Annotated in this window: 6 protein-coding genes; 4 read left to right on the top strand and 2 right to left on the bottom strand. The window is 67.3% G+C overall.

Annotation, left to right across the window (positions count from 1 at the left end):
- Positions 1 to 179: 179 nt before the first annotated feature.
- From J2851_RS23790 to J2851_RS23775, 4 genes are all read left to right on the top strand, one after another.
- A complete protein-coding gene (locus tag J2851_RS23790; RefSeq protein ID WP_209769370.1) occupies positions 180 to 1673 on the top strand; it encodes a VWA domain-containing protein in 1494 nt (497 codons plus the stop codon).
- 480 nt (positions 1674 to 2153) lie between these two features.
- Complete coding sequence (locus tag J2851_RS23785; protein ID WP_209769368.1) at positions 2154 to 3209, top strand: caspase family protein; 1056 nt, start codon at positions 2154 to 2156, stop codon at positions 3207 to 3209.
- On the top strand, positions 3196 to 7056 hold the full coding sequence (locus tag J2851_RS23780) for a DNA/RNA non-specific endonuclease (RefSeq protein WP_209769367.1): 3861 nt from the start codon (positions 3196 to 3198) through the stop codon (positions 7054 to 7056). Before J2851_RS23785 ends, J2851_RS23780 begins: the two co-directional genes overlap by 14 nt.
- Before the next feature lie 583 nt (positions 7057 to 7639).
- A complete protein-coding gene (locus J2851_RS23775) occupies positions 7640 to 9541 on the top strand; it encodes a PKD domain-containing protein (RefSeq protein ID WP_209769366.1) in 1902 nt (633 codons plus the stop codon).
- A 233-nt stretch (positions 9542 to 9774) separates the two neighbouring features.
- Here the strand turns inward: J2851_RS23775 and J2851_RS23770 are convergent, their stop codons facing one another.
- Together J2851_RS23770 and J2851_RS23765 are read right to left on the bottom strand one after the other, a co-directional pair.
- Positions 9775 to 19419: an RHS repeat-associated core domain-containing protein gene (locus tag J2851_RS23770; RefSeq protein ID WP_209769365.1), complete on the bottom strand. Its 9645-nt coding sequence runs from the start codon at positions 19417 to 19419 to the stop codon at positions 9775 to 9777.
- A 277-nt stretch (positions 19420 to 19696) separates the two neighbouring features.
- Complete coding sequence (locus J2851_RS23765) at positions 19697 to 20068, bottom strand: hypothetical protein (RefSeq protein ID WP_209769364.1); 372 nt, start codon at positions 20066 to 20068, stop codon at positions 19697 to 19699.
- Between the last annotated feature and the right edge of the window lie 10 nt (positions 20069 to 20078).

The raw sequence follows: 20078 nt of genomic DNA, 5'->3' as shown, positions 1-20078 counted from the left end.
TCGAACGGCGGGCGACAGGTCGCTGTCGCGCCCGCACCATCGGTGCTACCATCGTCCCGCAAGACGGGCGGCGGTGGCGGCGAGCGTGCCGCGCTGCCATTCGGGCCGGGGCCTGCTGCCCTCCAGGACGGTAGGCGGGCGACGCTCGGAGCCTGATGCCTTTCGGAAAGTGACGGGCGATGACCGGATCCGGCGGCGAACTTCCGCGTGTGAGCGTCGTGCCGCACCGCCCCGCTGCGGCAGCGGAGGAAACCGGTGCGTTGCCCATCCTGGTCAGGATCGAGACGCCGGGCGGCCGGGCCGGGCCGCCGTCCGGCGGCACGCCCAAGCGGATCGCCTTCGTGATCGACCGGTCCGGCTCGATGCACGGCTTTCCGCTGGAGGCGGCCAAGGCCTGCGTCGTCCGCGCGGTGGCCGCCATGGAGGACGATGACGAAGCGGCGGTCGTCCTCTACGACCACCGGGTGGAGGTGGTCGCGCCGATGCAGCCGGTGCAGGGGCTGCGCTCCACGCTGGCCGGCTGCCTTGCCCCCTTCCAGTCCGGAGGCACGACGGCGCTGCACGCCGGCTGGCTCGCTGGGGCGGATCAGGCCGCCGGCGGTGGCGGCCGGGTCCTGGCGCGGGTCATCCTGCTGAGCGACGGCCGGCAGAACCAAGGGCTGACCGACGTCGCGACGCTCTGCCGGCAGGCTGCGCAGCTTGCTTCGGCGGGAGTCTCGACCTCCTTCTACGGGCTGGGGCCGGAGTTCAACGAGGATCTCGCCATCGGCATGGCGCAGGCGGGCGGCGGCAACGCCTACTACGGGGAGAGCGCCGCGGACCTGGAGGCGAACTTCGAGGCCGAGTTCGGCATCCTGCGCGCCACGGCGGGCCGGTCGGTGCGCCTCTCCGTGAGCGGCGCCCCTTGGACGACGCGCAACGCCTATCCCGTGGACGGCCTTGGGCGGGCGGTGCTGCCGGATCTCGTCGCCGGCGCGGAGGTGTGGGCCCTGCTGGAGGTCGAGGTTCCCGCCGGCCCGGAGGGGGAGGCCTTCGCGATGGTCGTGGAGGTCTCATGGACCGATCCCGGCGGCTCCGCCCAGCTGGCCAGCGTCCGCCTGTCCGTGCCGCGCGTTTCCGCTGCCGATCTCCCCGGGCTTGCGGAGGACGGCGAGGTCGCGGAACGGATCCGTGAACTGGAGGCCGCACGCCTCCAGACCGGCGCCAGAGCCGCCGTCCGCGCCGGCGACTGGCCCGCCGCGGAGCGGACCGTCGCCGGCCTGCGGGCGGTCGCGGCGGACAACGCCTATGTCCGCGCGGTGGCGGACCGGCTCGCCGAGTTGGCGGCCCACCGGGACGCGGCCCTGTTCCAGAAGGAAGCGGCCTTCGCGGCCCACCGGCTGTCCACCCGCTACAAGCAGCCGAGCGAGGACCCCGCGACGCTGGCAGCCGACCCGGACGATCCTCCGCCCGAGTTCGTTGCGCGCCGTCCACGCCAGGGACGCTCGGCCAGGGGCGGGGCCGAACCGTCCGGCGCGCCGAACGGCGGGCGACGCTTGACGCGGGAGCGGCTTCGGCACGACCCGGCTGAAACAGCCGCAGCACCGGAGTCCGCGGACGGGGATGCCGAATCCGGCCCGACCGGGGCGCCGAGCTTCTCGTCGGTGCTCGCCAAAGCTACCGGCCAATCCTGAGACTGCAAAGACCGCCTCGAAATGTTGGGGAGGCGATCAATGTGCATATCCAAAAGTATATATTCAATGGCGTGATAATAATATCCGCAGAAGTGCGGCGCGACCAAGCAATCATACACGAGTGTGCAAGCGAAAATCGCATGTCAATGGACAGACTTTCAGGCTCTTGACTCTTCATCCTCTGCTTTGTAGCTTGTCGGAAGATAAAAACTTGCGCTTTATCTTCACGGCTTGAGCGCGCAACGCCCAGGTCGCGTGCAGTTGCCTGTTTGCATATTGCCGAAAATTCGCATGTGAAACCTGCCGACGCGTTTTGGCACGTTCCAGCCATTCGCCGCCGATCCGCGCCGATCCGTCGTGCGCGCGACAAGGGAAAATCCGGGGCGGACCGTGCCGGTGCTGCGCGGGATCGAACACAACGCCGGAGTAAGTGGACGATTTCCCGCTTATCAACCGGCCACACATGGTTGGAGGGGGGCCATGCCAGTCGCGCAGCCGGATGATCACGCCATCGTGGTCGGGATCAACCGCTACCACCCGGACTTTCCGGCGCTGCAGGGAGCGGTCAACGACGCCACCCTGTTCCACGCGTGGCTGATCGACCCGCTCGGGGGCGGGCTCAACCCCGATCACGCCAGGCTCATCTGCTCGGATCCCGCCGCTGCGGTCGGCAATCTCAAGCCCATCCGGGACGAGATCGAGGACGAACTGGTCAAGTTCTACATGAAGAAAAACGACATCGCCTACATCGGCAAGCCCGTCGGCCGCCGGCTTTACCTGTATTTCTCCGGGCACGGCGTCACGCCGCAGCAGCCGTCCTACGAGGACTGCGCTCTGCTGATGGCGAACTCGATCCCGCTGATGCTCCGCGCCCTGCCCGGACGCCTGACCTACGAGGTCCTGCGCAAGGCGCCCCTGTTCCGCGAGGTGGTCCTGTTCATGGACTGCTGCCGCGAGGTCGCCGGGGCGGTCAAGGCGGACACCAACCTTCCGCCCGGGGATCCCACGGCCGGGCCTCAAGCCAACGGCCTTTACGGGTTCGCGGCCCGGTGGGGGGCGCAGACCGCGGAACGGGAACTGCCCCATCCGCTCGACCCTAAGGAGCCGCCGCTCTGGCAGGGCGTGTTCACCCACACCCTGCTGAAGGGGCTGACCACGGCCACCGACGAGGATGGGCAGATCACCGCGGATTCGCTGAAGAGCTTCATCCGGCGGGCGGTGCAGGACCTGCTGCCGCCCGAAAACAACCAGCGGCCGGAGATCAACTACGACGACAGCTTCGGGCCCATCGTGTTCGGGGTGGGCCGCCCGGTCGAGGTCCGCGTCAGCCTGACGCCCCCCACCGTCGGCTTCCGGGTGCTGAATGGCAAGGGTCTGGCGAACCTGAATCCGGCCGTCGAGACCGTGGGGGAGAACCGGTTCACGGTGAAGCTCCGGCCGGCGGGCTATGTGTTCGAGGGGCTGGCCGGCGACGGCTCGCCGACGCGGTCGGCGACGGTCAAGCTGCTGATGGAGGGAGCCGATGTCAGCCTCTGAACCGCCGGCCGACACGGCGCGCCTCCACGTCGTCGCCACCACCGCGATGACCGAAATCCAGGTCCTGGACGCCGATTTCCGGAAGGTCTCCCTGCCGGCCAACGCCGGAGAGGTCCAGGTGCAACTCCCCCAGGGCGTCTATGAGGTCGGGTTCCGCGACGGCCCGTCGTGGCAACATCAGGACGTGGTGCTGCGGGCCGGCGAGGCCCGTCGGGTCGAGGAGCCGCCCCGCACCTCCCCGTTCCCGGTGCCGCCGCTTGTACGGGCTGCTGCCGGCCGGTCGGCGATGCGGGCAGGCACGACGCCGGATCCGGCCACGTCGGAGGTGGTCCTTTCCCTGTGTCGGGCCGACAATGCCGGGAAACCGCCGTCGGAACCGCTGGCGGACCCGTTCGCCGGCGTCACCCTGGTCGATGAGTCCGGACAGGCCGCCGATCCGGCGGACAGCGAAGACACCGCGGAGTGGTCGGAACGCTCCTTCCCGGTTCGGCCCGGCTGCTGGCGCCTGCGCGTGAAGACGGGCGTGCGCCGGAACGGGGTGGAGATGCCGCTGGTCGTCTGTCCGGGCTGGCGCACCGACGTGCGCATGCCGCTTGCGCAGTACAGCCGGGAGAACTGGCGCGCCAACATCGCCGCGGCCCGGATCCGGATGTCCAATCCGGCGGACAACAGGGTGCTCGACGCGTACACGCTTCGGCTGGAGACCAACGCCCTCCAGTCGCTCGCCCGCAAGCGCGTCCTGCGCGGCAAGGCCTTCAACACCATGATCCGGAACGCCTGCAGCGCCAAATTCGAAAACCCGATGCTCGGCCTGTACGGAGCTTGGCTGCTGGCCGGAACGGATGAGGACGAGGTCGCGTTGCTCGACGAGGTGGTCGCCAACCTCACGGCCCTCGTCGAAAGCGGACCGGCTGGCGGCCTGGGGCCGGGGCACGGATTCCGGCACCCGGACGTCGAGGCGCTGCGGCTGCAGCTCCTGCGGGGCGAGCCCATCGTCCCCCAATGGCGCTTCACCTTTCCGCCAATGCTTCAGGCGAGCTGGGCGGTCATGCTCCAGGCCGCCGGAACGATCCCGTGGCTGATCCCGCGGGGGTCGCTGACCGACCGCATCGCCGGGCGCCTGATCCGCAACGGCCCCTGGGTGTCGTGGACCCAGGGCCCGGAGGAGTCGTTCGAATCGACCCTCGGCGGGGCGTGGACGCCCGGTCCGGTGCCGCCGTCGGTGTCCCCGTACGGGGCGTCGGCTTTCGAGACACGCTTCGAACCGCCGGTGGACTTCGGGGTGCGCCGCCACGGCCCGGAGGGGATCGCCTCCGCGCCCACTCGCGGCGCCGATTCCGCCGACAATGGCCTCGGCGGTGTGCAGCGGGACTGCGCGATCATCGACGCCGCCATCCATCACCGGGCGATCCGCGACTGGTTCCGCTCGCAGAGGGAGGAGGCGGAGGACGGTGGTCCGGACGGCGCTGACGAGGCGGCGGCCCCGCTCGCCCCGGAGGTCGAGAACGAGGAGGCCCTGCTCGTTCAGGCGGTCCACCCCGTGGCGGGCGACGAGCGGTTCCAGAGGATCATCGACGCAAGCCGCGCGGCGGGTCCCGCCACCGATCCCGGCCTTTGGACGACGGAGCGGCTGGCCGAACGGATCGGCCTGCCCCCCGCCACGGTCGAACGCGCGGCGGCGAGCCTGTCCGCCAAGCTGCTGGAACAAGGACGACGCCTCAACCTGGACTTGGAAGCGAGATCCCCGATGGCAAGACCAGACCTGATCATTCCGTACGACCCCCAGTTCCTCGGCGACGGTTTCGTCGTTCCGCTGCCCTCGCTGGGCGACGGTCTGCGAACCTCGGCCTACGGCCAGGGCGTGGTCCTGGACTACACCCATTTCTCGCTGGTCATGCACGCCGGGCGGCGGGTCGCCATTTACACCGCCCACAACGTCGATGCCGCCCGCACCGTCCGCGTGCCCGGCGGCCTGCCCTGGAAGATGGACGAGCGGGTCGGCGAGTTCCAGCTCGGGCCGGAGGTCTACGCCAACAACAAGATCGACCGTGGGCACCTCGTGCGGCGGCAGGACGTGCTGTGGGGAACCGTCGGGGAGGCGAAGCTCGCCAACAAAGCGACGTTCTTCTACACGAACGCGGCGCCGCAGCACGAAAACTTCAATCAGGACGAGTGGGTGACGCTGGAGGACTGGGTCCTGCAGGACGCCACCGACTTCTCCTACCGGCTGTGCGTCTTCACGGGACCCGTGCTGCGCAGCGATGACCCGGTGCTGTCCGATCTTCCGCCGGGTCTGCGGGCGGGGTTCCGGATGGCCGGTCAGGCGCAAATTCCCGCCGCTTTCTGGAAATTGATCGTCCTGCGCGACGGCACCGCCGGCGGCGACGACCTGTCCGCGGTGGCGTTCGCCATGCGCCAGACGGAGATGTGGAACGACAAGGAGGGAAAGCGCCTGCTGGATCTGAAGGTCCATCAGGTCACCATCGGCGCCATCGAGCGGTGGACCGGACTCGATTTCGGCGATCTGAAGGCCGTCGACGAACTGGAATGGTCGCAGGAGCGGGAGCGCCTGCGCGCCGCCGGACGGGAGCCCGCCTGGCCCGAAATCCATGGGCCGTCGGATATCGTCTATTCCCGCGCCGCTCGCCGGGCGCGTGGCATGCGGGCGACCCGCTCGGCCCGGTCTGAGGGAAGCGAGGCACGGCTTGCCGGGGGAATCCGTCCCGCCGCCGGCTGCGGTTGCGCGGCGGGCGACCCGTCCTTCGATGCCAAGGCGGCCATCGCCGCCCTCAGCCGCGACCTCGCCCAGCTCACGGACATCGTCGCGAACCAGCAAAAGCCCGCTCCCGGCGGCCGGGCACGGTCCATCGGCGGAACGCCCTCGTCCGAGGCCGAGGAGGCCGGCAGCGACGTCGGTATGGGCGCCGGTATGGGCACTGGTACGGGCGCCGGTACTGCGGCGGTCCCCAGCATCGCGGAGCGCGTGAACCGGATCGTCGCCCTGGCACCGGAGGCGATGAAGGACAGCATCCGCACCGCTGCGGAGGCGATGATCATCCAGGCGGATATCGGGCGCAAATGGCTGGTTCCAACGACGCCCGCGGAGATCAAGCGTGTCGTCGGCGGCGACGCGGTGATGCCGGGTGGCTACCCATCTTGCTGCTGCATCGGCGATCCGACGGATTGGTTCTGCACCGGGGTGGTGGTCGCGCCGAACGTCGTCCTCACGGCGGCGCATTGCGGACGCGAGATCCGGCGCGTCATGGTCGGCGGGAACAAGGTTGTGGGCGGCGTGGACGGTCGGATCGTGCCGGTGCGTCACGTGATCGTCCACCCGCGCTACCGAGCCCACCCCTGGAACGAGAACGACATCAACATCCTGGTCCTCGAGGGTTCGACGCACGTCGCGCCAGTGCCTCTGGCCCGGCCGTCGCAGATCGCCCAAGCCACCAAGGTCGAGGTGGTCGGTTTCGGCTACAACGATCCGGAAGCTCCGAGGGGATTCGGGATCAAGCGCTGGGTAACCGCTCCCATCGTGGCGCTGAAGACGTCCGACGAGCAGGACCTGACCGCACTCGAAAGGACCCTGGGCTTCCACGCCGATTACGAGTTCGTCGCCGGACGGAAGTCGCTGGGCCGCGATTCCTGCAACGGCGACAGCGGCGGGCCGGCCTATGTCCGAACCGATGCAGGGCTCGCCGTACTTGGCCTTACCAGCCGGGCGACGCAGGAGGCGACCGTCAGCTGCGGCGACGGCGGCACCTACGTGCGGCCGGATCGGTTCCGGGATTGGATCAACCGGGAACTGACCGCCCTCGGTGTGCCGGCCCTGCCCAACCCGGACTGACCGGCCCGGATCGGACGCTGCCGAGGCGCATCCGCAACGCAGGACAGGCGCCGGCGGCATCGGCATGGGAATGGTGGCGGGCCGTCGCCCATGCCGCAACCCCTGCCGAATGCCGCCGGTCTCGGAAGCCCGCAACCCAGTGCGGTCACGGGCTCCGAACCTCCCCGTCGTCGGGCGGGCCGAGGCATGCGTCTAACATCTGCTCCAATCCCACCTCATAGTATGTATTATTACGGGAATTAACAGCGGCCGTTGCGATTCCTCGGTTGCACGGGTTATCGTTTACACCCTGCCCACGCGACCGTGCGCGTCAATGCTCCGTCCCGATCAGCAACTGGATACGGCCCGCCACTCTGCGCCCGGAAAGGATGCTGGGCGGGGCCACCCATCACACTCGGCGGGGACGGCGAGACCCGCTTCGTCATCCGCAAGGCGGTAGTCCATGCCGAACGCGCTTCCCGGCAGGCGGCGGTGTCTTGGGGCGGTGTCTTGGGGCGGTGTCTTGGGCATCCACAAGAGACGGCACGCGTCCCTGTGGGCAGCCGCCGGGCCACAGCCGCCGAAATGGTCGCAGGCGCTCCGCATGACACTCGAATCCGGGGAACGGATCATGAAACTTTCCGGGAAGCGATTCCTTCACGGCTCAATCTGGTTTGCACTCATGGCGCTGCTCATCGCACCGGCAACGGTCCGGGCGCAGACGCATTTTCCGGTGGCCAGCGGCACAGCGCTGATCTACCCGCCGCCAAGCGATTCCGGATACACACTCCGCGTCGCACCCGCCCCCACCATCGGCCGAGTCGCCGCGACGGTGACCGGCGTCACCGGCCCCGGCGGCGGTGACCTTCCTTTGCAGACCGTGACCGTTTCCCCGGAGATGAGGCCGGTGGACAACGGGATGGCCGTCTTCTCGCTCACCGTGAAGCCGGAGTCCTTTTCCCGTGCCGGGGAATACAAGGCCTTTGTCCGCCTGACCGCCGTCGACGCCGATGGCAAACCAAACCTCACCGTGGCAGAGACGGTCACGCTGACCATCACCCAAGCCGCGCCGGTCGCGCAAACGTCGCTGGTGGCCGACCAGACGTTCCGGCTTTACCGGACCGTTCCGTGGCGGGCGGCGGAACCGCTCAAGGTCGACGTCAGCCTGATGGAAACCGGGGGACGCAACGCTCTGACATCGGTCTCGGTCGTGTCCACGCCGGCTCTGTTCGACGGCAAGGAGGTCGTCGCCGGGTCCATCACCCCCGAACCGCGTTCCGTCACGGTCCCAGCCGGCAAGGCGGAGCCCATCGTCCTCACGTTCGACAAGTTCGAGCGGGCCGGCACCATGAAGAGCAGCTTGCTCTTCATGCAAGAGGGAAAGCCGTTGCTGACCGTTCCGGTTTCCGTCGTGGTCTCCGACGGCGCGTTTGCGCCGCTCTTCGTCATCGCGCTGAGCGTCCTGGTGGCCGGTGGCCTGCGGTGGATGCGCAGCAGTCGACAGCCGTCGGACCGCAACGCCTATCGGATCGCGCGTCTTCGCGACCAAGCCGCGGCGCTGGCGCCGGGACTTCTCGAACCGAGCAACGTTGCGGCCCTCCAGCAGGTGCAGAACACCCTGTCGGACGCCGAGAGCGAAAACGGCCTCGGCAACACGAAGGCGGCGGACGCGCAGATCAGCAAGGCCAGCGGCGACCTGAACACCCTTCAGGGCAACATGATGCGCCGCCATGCGGAATGCGTGGACCAATATGCAAAGCTGTCTGGAGAGATTGCCTCGGTCAAGGACAAGCATGGCCTCGGATCGGCGGGGGACGAGACCGTCGCACAGATGCAGGCGCTGCTGGCCTCGATCGAGCAGAATCTCTACGTCGGCTTGATCGATCAGGCCGGACGCGACTTGGCAAGGCTGGGCGAGCGTATCACCGCCTTCAAGGCGGAGATGCAGACGGCGGCCGGTGCCGACGCGCGTGCGACCCGGTCGAACACCGTGACGGCTTCGGGACTGCGCATCGCGGTCAGGTTTCCGGGCCAGGAACAGAAGGCGCAGGCGAATGACGAGGTGACCTTCCAATTGAAGGACGGGGACGCCGACCTGCCCGATAGCGTCGTGGTGACGTGGCGCTTCGGCGACGGACTGCCGCCTTTGTCCGGCAGCAAGGGAGCGTCGGCGAAACGCCGGTACCTGAGGCCTGGCGTGTATGGCGTGTCCGCGACCTTCGCCTCCGCGTCCGGCACGATGGAAACCGTGACCACCCAGGTCGCGATCGCGCCGAACCTCAACCAGACTCTTCAGGAAAAATTCCGGCGCTCGCTCATCGCGTCGGAGGCCGCCATCACCATCGTGGCCATCGTGCTGGCCGCGCTCACCGGGGTGCTCGAACTGTATGTTGGAAAGACCTTTGGTTCGGTGCAGGATTACGTCACGGCGGTTCTGTGGGGGTTTGGCATCGATTCCGCGGTGCGGGGATTCGCCTCGGTCTACGGCAAACTGACGCCTTCGTAAAAGCGATGCAGACCATCATCATCACGGTCGATTTCCGGCAGGACGCCGAAGCGGGCTACACGGTCACCCTGGACACCCGACAGGGTCGGCCGGGCCCGCGGTCGCGGTCCAAAGCGGATCGCGATCCGCTTTAGATTCACCCACATTCACCAGCCCAAGAAGCCCGGCCCCGGAAACGGAGCCGGGCTTCTCGTGGTGGCGCCGGGTTCCACCCGCACCGCCGTGCCCGAGCTTTACAGGACCGGCATCCCCTTGAAGCGGATCGCCGACACCGTGCTGTCATGACCCGCTGTCCATTCTCCTGGAGGACGCTCAGCGCCCATGGCGGTCTGCTTCCAGGACAGTTCCTCGTCGGCGGTCACCTCGCGTGCCAACTCCAGACCCTCGCCGACGACAGCGCCGCCGGTGGTGTCGATCAGGTCGTCGAGCCCGAACCGTTCCCCGGCCGGATCGGCGCCGGTCGGATCGGAGCCGGCCGGATCGGCGCCAGTCAGATCGGCGAATGAGATTGGATTGTTCGAGTAGATGTAGGGACTCGCAAACTGATGAAGCGGGTCGACCGAATAGAACCGGCAAATGCTGGGATCGTAGAATTGGGAAGAGAACTCGTAGAGGCTGATGTCCGCGTCCCACTCCTGACCACAGAAAAGATAGCGGAGGCCGACCGTTCCCGGATTGCTGATGGAGGATATCAGCGTGCCGTAAGGATCGTAATTGTACCAGGCGACCACCTGCTTGTTTCCGTCGACGACCGCGCGGGCCGATCGGTTATGGTCCGTCAGGATGGTGTATGTGGTGCCGTCCGCGCAGACCATGGCGATCCGGCCATGGAGGCCATGGATGTAGGAGATTTGGCTGGTCCCCTGCGGCGTTACGATCTTCTCGCTCAGCACACGTCCCATAGGATCGCGGAGGTAGGCGATCGACTGGCCGGGCGCCGACCGCAGAACCCGCCGGCCCTGGCCGTCATAGGTGAACTGCACGGTTTCCGTCGCGGTCGCCGAGAGCGGCCGCTTCGAGACCGGGCAATAGGTGATCGCGGTGATGCCGAGCGTCTGCGAGGCCGTGACGCTGCCGTTGGCATCGTACGTGAAGGCCTGATCGGCGCCGCAGCTCTGCAGCCGGTTGCAGTTCTGCTGGTAGGTGAAGCTGGCGGCCGTGCCACCGCGGTTCATCGACAGGATGTTGCCGTTGCCGTCGTAGGTGACCGGGCTGGTGGCCGTGCCGATGCTGCCGGTCGGGTTGACGGAATTGGCGGCCACCGTGAGGCGGCCGAAGCCGTCGTAGGTGTAGTCCTCGTCGTAGGCTGCGGGCGCGTTCGTCCAGGTGAACGCGTAGGAGGCTCCGGCGATCTGCCCGTTGCTGTATCCCGGCTGCCCGTTCTTCCGGGTGTCGAAGTAGAGCGTTTCGGAGAAGTATGGATCGGTGATCTGCTGCAGGTCTCCCAAGGCGTTGGTGGTGTACACGCGGGTGGCGACGCCATTCATCAGCGTCTCGGTGACGGTCCCGTTGCCGTAAGTGTAGGTCGCGTAGGCCGTGGCGTTGGTGGACGTGCCGACCGAGACCATCCGGCCCTGCTCGTCATAGCCGTAGACCACATCGTAACCGCTGGCCGTATCGTTGAGGCTGGTCATGCGCCCGATGCCGTCGTAGCCGATCGACAGCTGCGCCTGCATGAACGAGCCGCTGCTGCCGATCAGGATCGGCAAGCCCCGGACGTTGTAGCTGTACTGCTGGGTGAAGCTGGGCGTCGCCACGGCCGTCAGGCGGCCGATGCTGTTCGCCTCGCCGGCGTTGGGCGTGTCCCACGTGCAGCGGCTATACCAGCTGTTGCCCTGTTGCGGCCAGGTCGGGTCGTCGAGCTGGGCCTGCGTCACCTGCGAGATCTCGCCGCTCCACGTGCCGGTCTCGATCACGCGGCCGACGCCGTCATACCGGGTGTAGACGCAGTAGGGGGAATTGGCGGCGAGGCCCGCGGCGTCCTGGCTCAGCCGTTGCCGACCCGCCTGGTCGTACGCGAAGTTCGTGGTTCCCGCGTCGGAGTCGCTGACCTGCGTCAGGTTGCCGAGGAAATCGTACGTAAACAGCCGATTGTAGCTCTGCTTGTTGACGCTGGTCGGGGTGGCGTAGGCCGCCGGATAGTAGGTCGCCGTCCTGCGCAGCGCGTCGTCGTGTTCGTATCCGGTCAACAGGGTGGTGCCGGTGCCGGGGTCGTTGTACGCCGTCCCGAACAGCACGCCGTCGCGGTTGCGGTAGGTGACGATCCGGGCGCCGGTCGGACCGGTCAGGGTGGTGGTGTTCAGCTCATCGTTGGCGAAGCCGAAGTTGCCGTCGGCGTTCTCGCCGTAGCTGTAGCCGACCGAACCTTGGCTGCCGGCGGCGTAGATTCCCCCCTTGCCCCGGCTCATGATGCGCTGGGTCGGATCGTCGTAGCGCTGGATCGAGTCGGCGAAGGGCGACGCGCTGTAGGCGCTTGGCCAGGCGCTGGTCACGCTGCCGGTCACCGTGCCGTCGGCGGGGTCGAAGGTGGCGAAGTCGGGGATCGGGGCCAGGGTCGGCTGCTGGACCGTGGTTGCCAGCGTCCTTCCGGCGTAGGTCATCAGGTCGCCGCCGCGGAGCACCTGCGTGACGCTGCAGTGCCCCGCGTCGATCGAGGCCAGGAACTGCGTCGTGGTGCCGTTGCCGTCCTTGACGGCGTTGGACAGCTCGGGCGTCGAGACGAGTCCGAACCCGTGGAAGGCCGAACCGGGCCAGGTCGTGCGCAGCCCGACCGGTCCGCCCACGGGCGCTCCGCTGACCTGCGAGAAGAGGAAGGCGCCGTTGGCGTAGGCATACAGCGTGACGCCCTGCCGGACGACCAGGGTCAGGACCATGGCCGGCGGCGTCTGCTGCAACGGCGTGCTCTGCAGGACGATCCCGGTGGCAAGGTCCGTCAGCGATATCGCGCCGTTGCCGACGGCGAGCAGCAGGTCGTTTGTGGTCCCGCTCCTCCGCACGGTCAGTCCGATGCTTTGGCCGGAAGCCGCGCCGGTCTGGCCGGGGACGACCTCGGTGCAGACGACGAAATCGGTCGAGGTCGGCGATTGCGGAGCCAGGGCCGTGCCGGGGTTGTTCGACGACACCGCCGCGGCGGCGCTCAGCAGATGGTTGCCGGTCATCGTCAGGTTGCTGAGGACGGCCGGCGAGAAGACCGGCCCGAGCAGCGAATTGAAGCTGTCCCAGACGCCGTCATCGGGTGTGCGGACGGCCAATTCCTGGTTCGGCATGGTGCTGCTGTAGACGGCCTGCCCGGCCATCCACGTCTGGCCGAGGACGGAGGAGAAGGACTGGTCGATCAGGGAAAGGCTCTTTCCGGGCGACGCGGCGGCGAGAGTGGCGCCGTTGGCGCCAAAATCCACGCGTGCGATGCCGCCGTTGGGCCCGACCGTGGCGATGACCCTCCGCATCGACGGGTCCCACACCGTCGCCTTGTAGTCGCCGTCGACGGGGGCGAAGACGACATGGTCGATGTAGCCGGACGTCACCGTGACCGTGGGCAGCTGCTGCGCCGTGGGCGAGGCCATGATCTCCTGCACGTACACCCAGCCGGGGGCGTTCGGGTTCTGCGCGACCGTCTCCTGGACGGCCCAGGCACCGTTGGCGCCGGCGAAGCCGATGGTGCAGGTCGCGCCGGACGGCAGCCACACATAGGCGGCCACCACGTAGGACACGCCCGCCCTGGGCGCGAACGTCGTGGGCGCGACCGTGGCGTTGGTTCCCCCGTAGCTGGCGGAACCGGTGAAGGCCTGATTGCCGGCCACCGCGCCGTTGGTCAGGGACCAGGACGCCGTGCTCTCATAGGCTTCGAAGCCGATCCAGCCGGCTTCGCCCGCCGTCGCGTCCGCGTTGAAGAAGGTCGCGACCTCCGCGTCGCCGTAAATCGCGTCGTAAATGCTGCTCGTGACCGTCCCGTCCGCGGCAACGGTCGCCAGGGGCTTGCCACGGCTGTTGCGCTGCTCGACCAGCGCAACCTGCAGCCAGCTGGCGTCCGGGCTTGCGGCGAAGCCGTTGCTGACGGTCTGGGCCTGCAGGCGGAATTGCCGCCACTCATCCCAGGAGGTTCCCCACTGCTGCCACTGCGTGACGCTGCCGGACAGGGCGGTCGGAGTCCCGGCGGCGGACAGGGAATAGTCGACGGTCTGCGCCACACGATCCAGAACGTTGTTCCCGACCAGGGCCGGATAGGCCTCGCAGGCGTAGGTGAGCTGCGTCTGGACCGTGGTGGTGGCGCTTCCGGTGCCGCCCTGGCCCGGATTGGCGACCACCCGCGTGATGGTCTTCGGATAGGGCAGCGTGTTGTCGTCGCCGTAGGTGTAGCTGGTGCTTTGCTGGACCCCGTCCAGCGACGTGCCGTCCACCGTCAGCTTGGCGAAGGACGCGGGGCCGGGGCGGCCGATCTGGTAGGTCGACGAGGTCGACGACAGCAGGGCACACAGCGCGTCGTCGGTCACGGGCTGCCCGGTCAGCTGGTACTGCAAGTAGGCCGTGGTGATGCCGACGGTGCCGGTGGAGGTCAGGACGACCTTGGCCACGGTGGCCATCGGATTGAGGCCGAGCCAAAGGCTTAACGCCGTTCCCGCCGCGCTCGGGTAGGAGTAGGTGTCGATCTGATTGCCGTTTTCATCGAAGCAGGTCGCCGTCAGCGTGCCGCCGGCCGTGCCGCCGCCGAAGTAATTCACCGTCACGCGCCACACGTTGGTGTAGGGGCTGGGGAAGGTGAGGGTCGTCCCTGTGCCGGCCGGCACGTTGTCGACGTTGGCGGTCAGGAGGACCTGCTGGTTCTGCATCGCGCTCGTCACCGCCGCCACGGCCGGAGACGCCGGCGGCACCACATAGGTCACGCTGACATTCGACACCGAGCAGGTTCCCTGCGTGGTCCAGACGCGAACGTGCGTCACGGTGCCGAGGGCGTGGAGCTGAAGGGCGAGCGTCTGCGAGCCGGTCGCGGACTGGCCATTCACCGGTTGGTAGACCGACTGAAGCTGCTTGCCATTGTTTTCGATGCCCAGGGCGATGGCCGCGCTGGACCCGCCGGCCGGTGCGGCCGTGCAGGTGGCGCCGCACGCCAACCCTCCGGAGGGAAGCGTGATCGGAATCAGGGTGCCGGGCCAGGGGCCCACGGTGACGGGGTTGCTTTGGAGCGACAGCGTCTGCGTCACCGGGGTGTCGAAGGTGCCGACCCAGTACGTCTTGCCGACGAGCGAGTCGTCCCCGATGATGCTGGAGTCGCCGGTGTAGTTGACCAGCGTGGTGTTGGACGAGCCTACGAAGAAAAGATAGCTGGTGTGGCCGCAATCGTTCAACACGGCCGGTGACGACGACGGCGCGTAGATGCCCCCCGGGTACTCCTTCGCGGAGTTGTAGTGAAGGTAGGTCTGGGTCGGATCGCAGCAATAGTCGGTGAAGCTGTAGAAGAAGCCCTTGGTGGTCGTGGTTCCGTCCTGGTTCTGATGGGTGACGCTGATGACCTGCCTCAGGTTGTTGAACGGCGCCACGCCATCCAGGTGGCCGATGGTCGAATCGTAGGTGTAGGTCACGACCGCCCCTTGCGGCGTCTGGACCGAGGACAACGAGAAGGGATAGGTCGGGTCGTTGGACGGATCGTAGGTGAATGCATATCCCGCATCCACCGGCACCGCGATGCCATTGGCGAGGATGTTCTGTTCCTGGATGGACTGCAGGAGGGTTGGCGTCGTCCCGGCCGAGTAGGTGAGCACCACCTGCGCGAAGGACGTCGCCGCACCGCCGGACGCTTTCACGGCGGAGACGACGCTGGCGAGCCGGCCTTGCGCGTCGTAATTGAAGGTGGCGACCTTGCCGAGCGAGTTGGAAATGGCGGTGATCGTCTGGCCCGAATAGGTGACGGTGATGGTCGAGACCGGCCACAAGGAGTCCGTCACCGACGACAGGTTCCAGACCGCGCGCCCGGTCGCCAGCGTGCCCGTGTTGTTCAGCTGGTATTGGATTCCCTGGTCGTCGGTCGCCGTCCACGCGTCGGTGCTGCCCTCATAGGCGAACTGCCAGGCGTGATACTGGCCACCGGTGACGTATCCGGAACCGCCCGGCGCAGGGCTCAGCAGATGGCTGGCGTTTCCATCCAGGAAATAATAGAGCGCGCCTTCCCGGGCGATTTTCGGGTAATCCAGCAGCTTCCAGCCGCTTCCGGCCAGGCTGTTGTCCTGTGCCGGCACCGACAGGACCATGCTGCGGCTGTTGTAGAACGCCGAGACCGCAAGGCTCAGCCGTCCGTCCTCCATCGTCACCAGCGGGAATGTGCGGTTCACGTCGGCGGTGAAGAGGTTGACGCCATCGCGAACGACGTCGCCGCGCAGGGACGGGATCGGGAACACATTGTCGGGGCTGGACCGCTGGACGGCCACCTGCGACGGCCCGTTCGCCACCGAGAAGGTGGTTTGCCCCTGGGCGGCGTTGATGGTGAGCGACATCGTCACCGTCCCATCATAGCCCCAATAGCTGTAGTAGTTGCCGCTGACGATCTTGACGGCCGAGCTGTTCGGCCCCGGATTCTCGGACCCCGCCTCGACCACTTGGATCAAGCCGACGCCAAGGACCGCGATGGACACGCCGGTGCCGGCATAGTCGACGGTCAGGCTTCCACCCGCCGCAATCTGGGTTCCATTCGCGATGACGGGAACGCTGGTGCTGTTCTGGATGCTTATGGTCGACGAAGTGACCGCGACGCTCACCGCCGCGCTCGACGGACCGGCGATGGTCTGGCTTTGACCGCTCGCGGGCAGGGCCTGGACGCTGATCGTCCATGTGCCGCCGGTGACCGGAGCCGGCAGCGTGATGCTGCCGGTCTGGGTCGCGCCGGCCGCCGCGGCGACCGTCTCGCTTCCGGTTGTTCCGTCGGGGCTCGTCCAGGAGAGGGCGTAGGAACCGGCGCCGGTGACGGTGTTCCAGGTCGCCGTGATCGCGGTGGCGGTCGCGCTGGCGGCCAGCCCGCCGGGAGCGGCGAGGCGGGTCAGGGTCAGCGCGGTGGAGGGCGCGCTGGGAATGGTCTGGTCGCCTCCGGTGGCGCTGACGGTCACGGAGTAGTTGCCGGCCGGATCGCTCGGGCCGAACGCGAGCACGGCGCTGGTGGTCGTGCTGGTCTGGCTGATGATCGCCGGGCCCGAGGCGGTGATCGCATAGGACGTGGCGTCCGTGACCGCGGCCCAGCCGATCTGAACCCCGGTGTTGGGCGCGCCGGCGTTCGCCGCCTGGCTGGTCAGCCCGGTCGGCGCCGCAAGGCGGGTCAGGGTCAGCGCGTTGGACGCGGGACTTTGAACGGTTTGGGCACCGCCGGTGGCGGTGACGGTCACGGAGTAGCTGCCGGCCGGATCGTCGGGGCCGAACGTCAGCACGGCGCTGGTCGTGGCGCTGGTTTGGCTGACCGTCGCCGGGCCGGCGGCGGTCACGGCATAGGAGGTGGCGTTGGCAGCGGCGGTCCAGCCGACCGTCATGGCAACGTCGGGGGCGGTCGCGGTGGCCGCCTGGCTGGTCAGCCCCGCCGGGGCGGCCAGATAGGTGACCGTGGTGGTCGCCGGCTGGCTGGTCCCGTTGGGATTGCTGGCGGTGACGGCGATGGTGCAGGTGGCGGGAAGCGCCTCCGGCTGGACGCCGAACGAATAGGACGTGGTGTCGTGGCTCAGCGTGCTGCTGCTGGCCAGCGGATTTCCGGCCTGGTCGGAGATGGTCGCCGTGTAGCTCTGGGCGCCGCTGCTGAGCCACCAGGTGGCCGTGACCGTCGCCCCGGAGGCCGTCGCGACCAGATTGGTCGGCGCCGGGGGCGCGGAGTTCCCTCCACTGCCGCTGTTGCCGCCGCTGCTGTTGCCGCCGCCGCTGCTGCCACCGCCACTGCCACCGCCACCCAGGCCGGAAAGGACTCCGAGAACGGCGGCTCCAACCGCCGCGACGCCAACGGCGGCGGTGCCGAGGGCCGCGCCCGCGGCGTCGGCACCCGCGGCGACCGCGGCATCGGTCGCCCCATCGATCAGCCCTTGGCACGCCAGCGTGGCGGCGTACTGCGTGGCCTGCTTGCCGCCGAACAGCACCAGGAACTGGGCGATCGCCTGCGGATTGTTCAACAGCGCCTGGACGAAGGATTCCGCCGCCGCCTGCATGGCTTCGACGATCACCGTCCACAGATAGCTCGAACTGCTCGGATCCAGGCTGACGCTGGTGGGGATGGAAATCACCATCGCGTCCGGCAGCGTGACCGTGGCGAAGGACGTGCCGGAGAATGTAAGTTCGTAGGTGATGGTGAGGTTGAGGCTCAGCCCGTCGGCGGCCGTGGAACTGAAGCTGAGCGACAGATCCCAACTCTGCCCCAGCAGGTCGGAGCAGACGAAATCGGCAAGGGCGCCGCATAGGCTGCTCTTGGCACTCGACAGGTTCTTCAGCGTATCGAGGAAATCGATGATGTCTTCGACCGTCGACACCGAAGGCCAGTTTTGAATTTGGAAACCCTGGTCGGCGCTGTAGCTGAAGGTCAGCGAGTCGTTCGTGCTCAACAGCGGCGCATAGTCCTGGGCCGGGGTCAGCGTGGTCGTGATCAGCAGCTTCTGATTGGTGTCCCTGGTGGCGGTGACGGTCGCGTTGACGCCGAAGGACTCCTGGAAGAACAGCAGCGCGCCGTTGAAGCTCATCGATCCGGTGGAGCCGCTGGTCTGGAAGGACAGCACGGGGCCGGCGCTGGGGTTGCCCTGCTGGGTGATCGACAGGACATAGATGTCGATCGGCTCGGCGATGTCGATGGACGCGGTGACGCCAGTGCCGTTGACGACGACGGTGCCATCAATGCTGATGTCGTCCAGCAGCGTCAGGACGAACGAGGCGGCGAGGTTGAAACCGGTGGCGTAGGTGACCGTCGTCGGGCTGCCGGGGACTTGGCTGGCCGTGCCTTGATTGGCCGTGCCGGTCCCCGAACCGCTGTTCGCACCGGAGGAGACCGGCAACAGAGTCGGCGCGGTTCCGTCGTTGGACAGCGTCAGGGTCAAGGGGCCGTTGGTGTCGTTGTAATAGACTTGGCAGCCGGCCAGCAGGGTGAGGTCGATCAGATCGCTGGGCCAGGAGGCACCGGGTATGCACTGGTCGAACAGGGTGCTGATGGACGTGGATTGGGTGAAGACGACGCTGCCCAACACCGGCGTCGTGCCTTGCATGTACAAAAGCCCGGTGAACTGCAGGTCGCCAAATTGACAATTGCCCCGCACCATGAACTGGGCGGCGTTCGTGTTGTTCCCATAGGGGCAGTATGCGTTGAAGGCGATATCGCTAAACGAAATGTGGGGAAAGTTCCCGCCGAACAGAGAGGTCAGGTCGATGTCCGCCGCCGCCGCGATGTCGGCGGTCACAACCTGCGTGGCGCCGTTTGATACAATGTCACCGGTGAAATCGAAGCTGCTGCCGAACAAGGTCACGGAAAGCGTGCCGCTGACCGCCAGCTGCTTTGAATTGCCGAGGCTGTAGCTGACGACGATGTCCTGAAAAGAAAAAGTATCGAACACGGTGACCGTGCCATCCAGGGCGATGGTGTAGGTCGCCTGTCGAACGGCGTCGCTTGCGTTGGTTCCTTGGGCGAAGGTTGCGGAAAGCGATATTTGGGTATCATTGGAAACACCGATATCGACGATGCTTGAAAACAAGCCGTCGTTGGCGTCGGTGTCGGTCAACGCCACCGTCATCCAGAGGGCCGTGGTGTCGGCCATCGGCGTGGTGATCATCGCGATGGAGGTGGGCACGGGTGCCTGGGGAAAGACGCTTTGCAGGGTGTCTTGCGCCGAGCCGCCGTCGCTGGACGAAAACGTGAAGAAGCCCGCCGAAATGACGTTCAAGGATGCCCCCTCCAGCCCCAGGCCGAAGGCTTCGTTCAACAACGCGATAATGTCGACATCTGTCATCTCGGCATAGATCAGGCTATGCGCGTTCGAGATGACCAAATCACAGTTGGCTTGCGTATTGAGCTGTTTGCTGAATACTTCAAAAAACGCTAGGGTTCCGCTGATACCGATCTGCATGGACAGGCTCTTTTGGCGGGTGGTTTCAAATACCGCGGCATGATTGTCGGCGGACGCCCCGGCGAGATCGTCAAGCCGGGGCGCCGCAGCCGGCTTAGGTCGAGGCGCTGCTGCTCGAGAAGCTGTTGCTCGTGGCGTCGTAGGTGCCTTCCGCCAGGGCGACGCTCAGGTTCTGGACGACATCGCTGCCGAAGGCGTTGGTGATCAGATCGTTCGGCGGCTCCACCGAGACATAGACCAGACCGGAACCGCCCACGGCGACCGTCAGGATGTTCGTGGGCGTCGCGGGGGTGGACGTCGTGGAGGTGGTCGAGGAAGCGCTGCCGGTCGGCTCGGACGTGATGGTGAAGAGGAACGGATTCGACGCGCTCGGCGACGTCGTCGGGATGTTCATGCTGGTGTTGTAGGCGGTGTTGTTGACGTTGAACACGGCGCTCACTTGCACAACGTTCTGCGTGGTCGACATGATGTTCTCC

The organism is Azospirillum rugosum (assembly GCF_017876155.1).
GTDB classification, from domain to species: Bacteria; Pseudomonadota; Alphaproteobacteria; order Azospirillales; family Azospirillaceae; genus Azospirillum; species Azospirillum rugosum.
This window is presented reverse-complemented; position numbering and strand designations above follow the sequence as displayed.

Coding starts and splice junctions, on each gene's coding strand:
- J2851_RS23790 (WP_209769370.1), top strand. CDS start 180: ATGACCGGATCCGGCGGCGAACTTCCGCGTGTGAGCGTCGTGCCGCAC.
- J2851_RS23785 (WP_209769368.1), top strand. CDS start 2,154: ATGCCAGTCGCGCAGCCGGATGATCACGCCATCGTGGTCGGGATCAAC.
- J2851_RS23780 (WP_209769367.1), top strand. CDS start 3,196: ATGTCAGCCTCTGAACCGCCGGCCGACACGGCGCGCCTCCACGTCGTC.
- J2851_RS23775 (WP_209769366.1), top strand. CDS start 7,640: ATGACACTCGAATCCGGGGAACGGATCATGAAACTTTCCGGGAAGCGA.
- J2851_RS23765 (WP_209769364.1), bottom strand. CDS start 20,068: ATGTCGACCACGCAGAACGTTGTGCAAGTGAGCGCCGTGTTCAACGTC.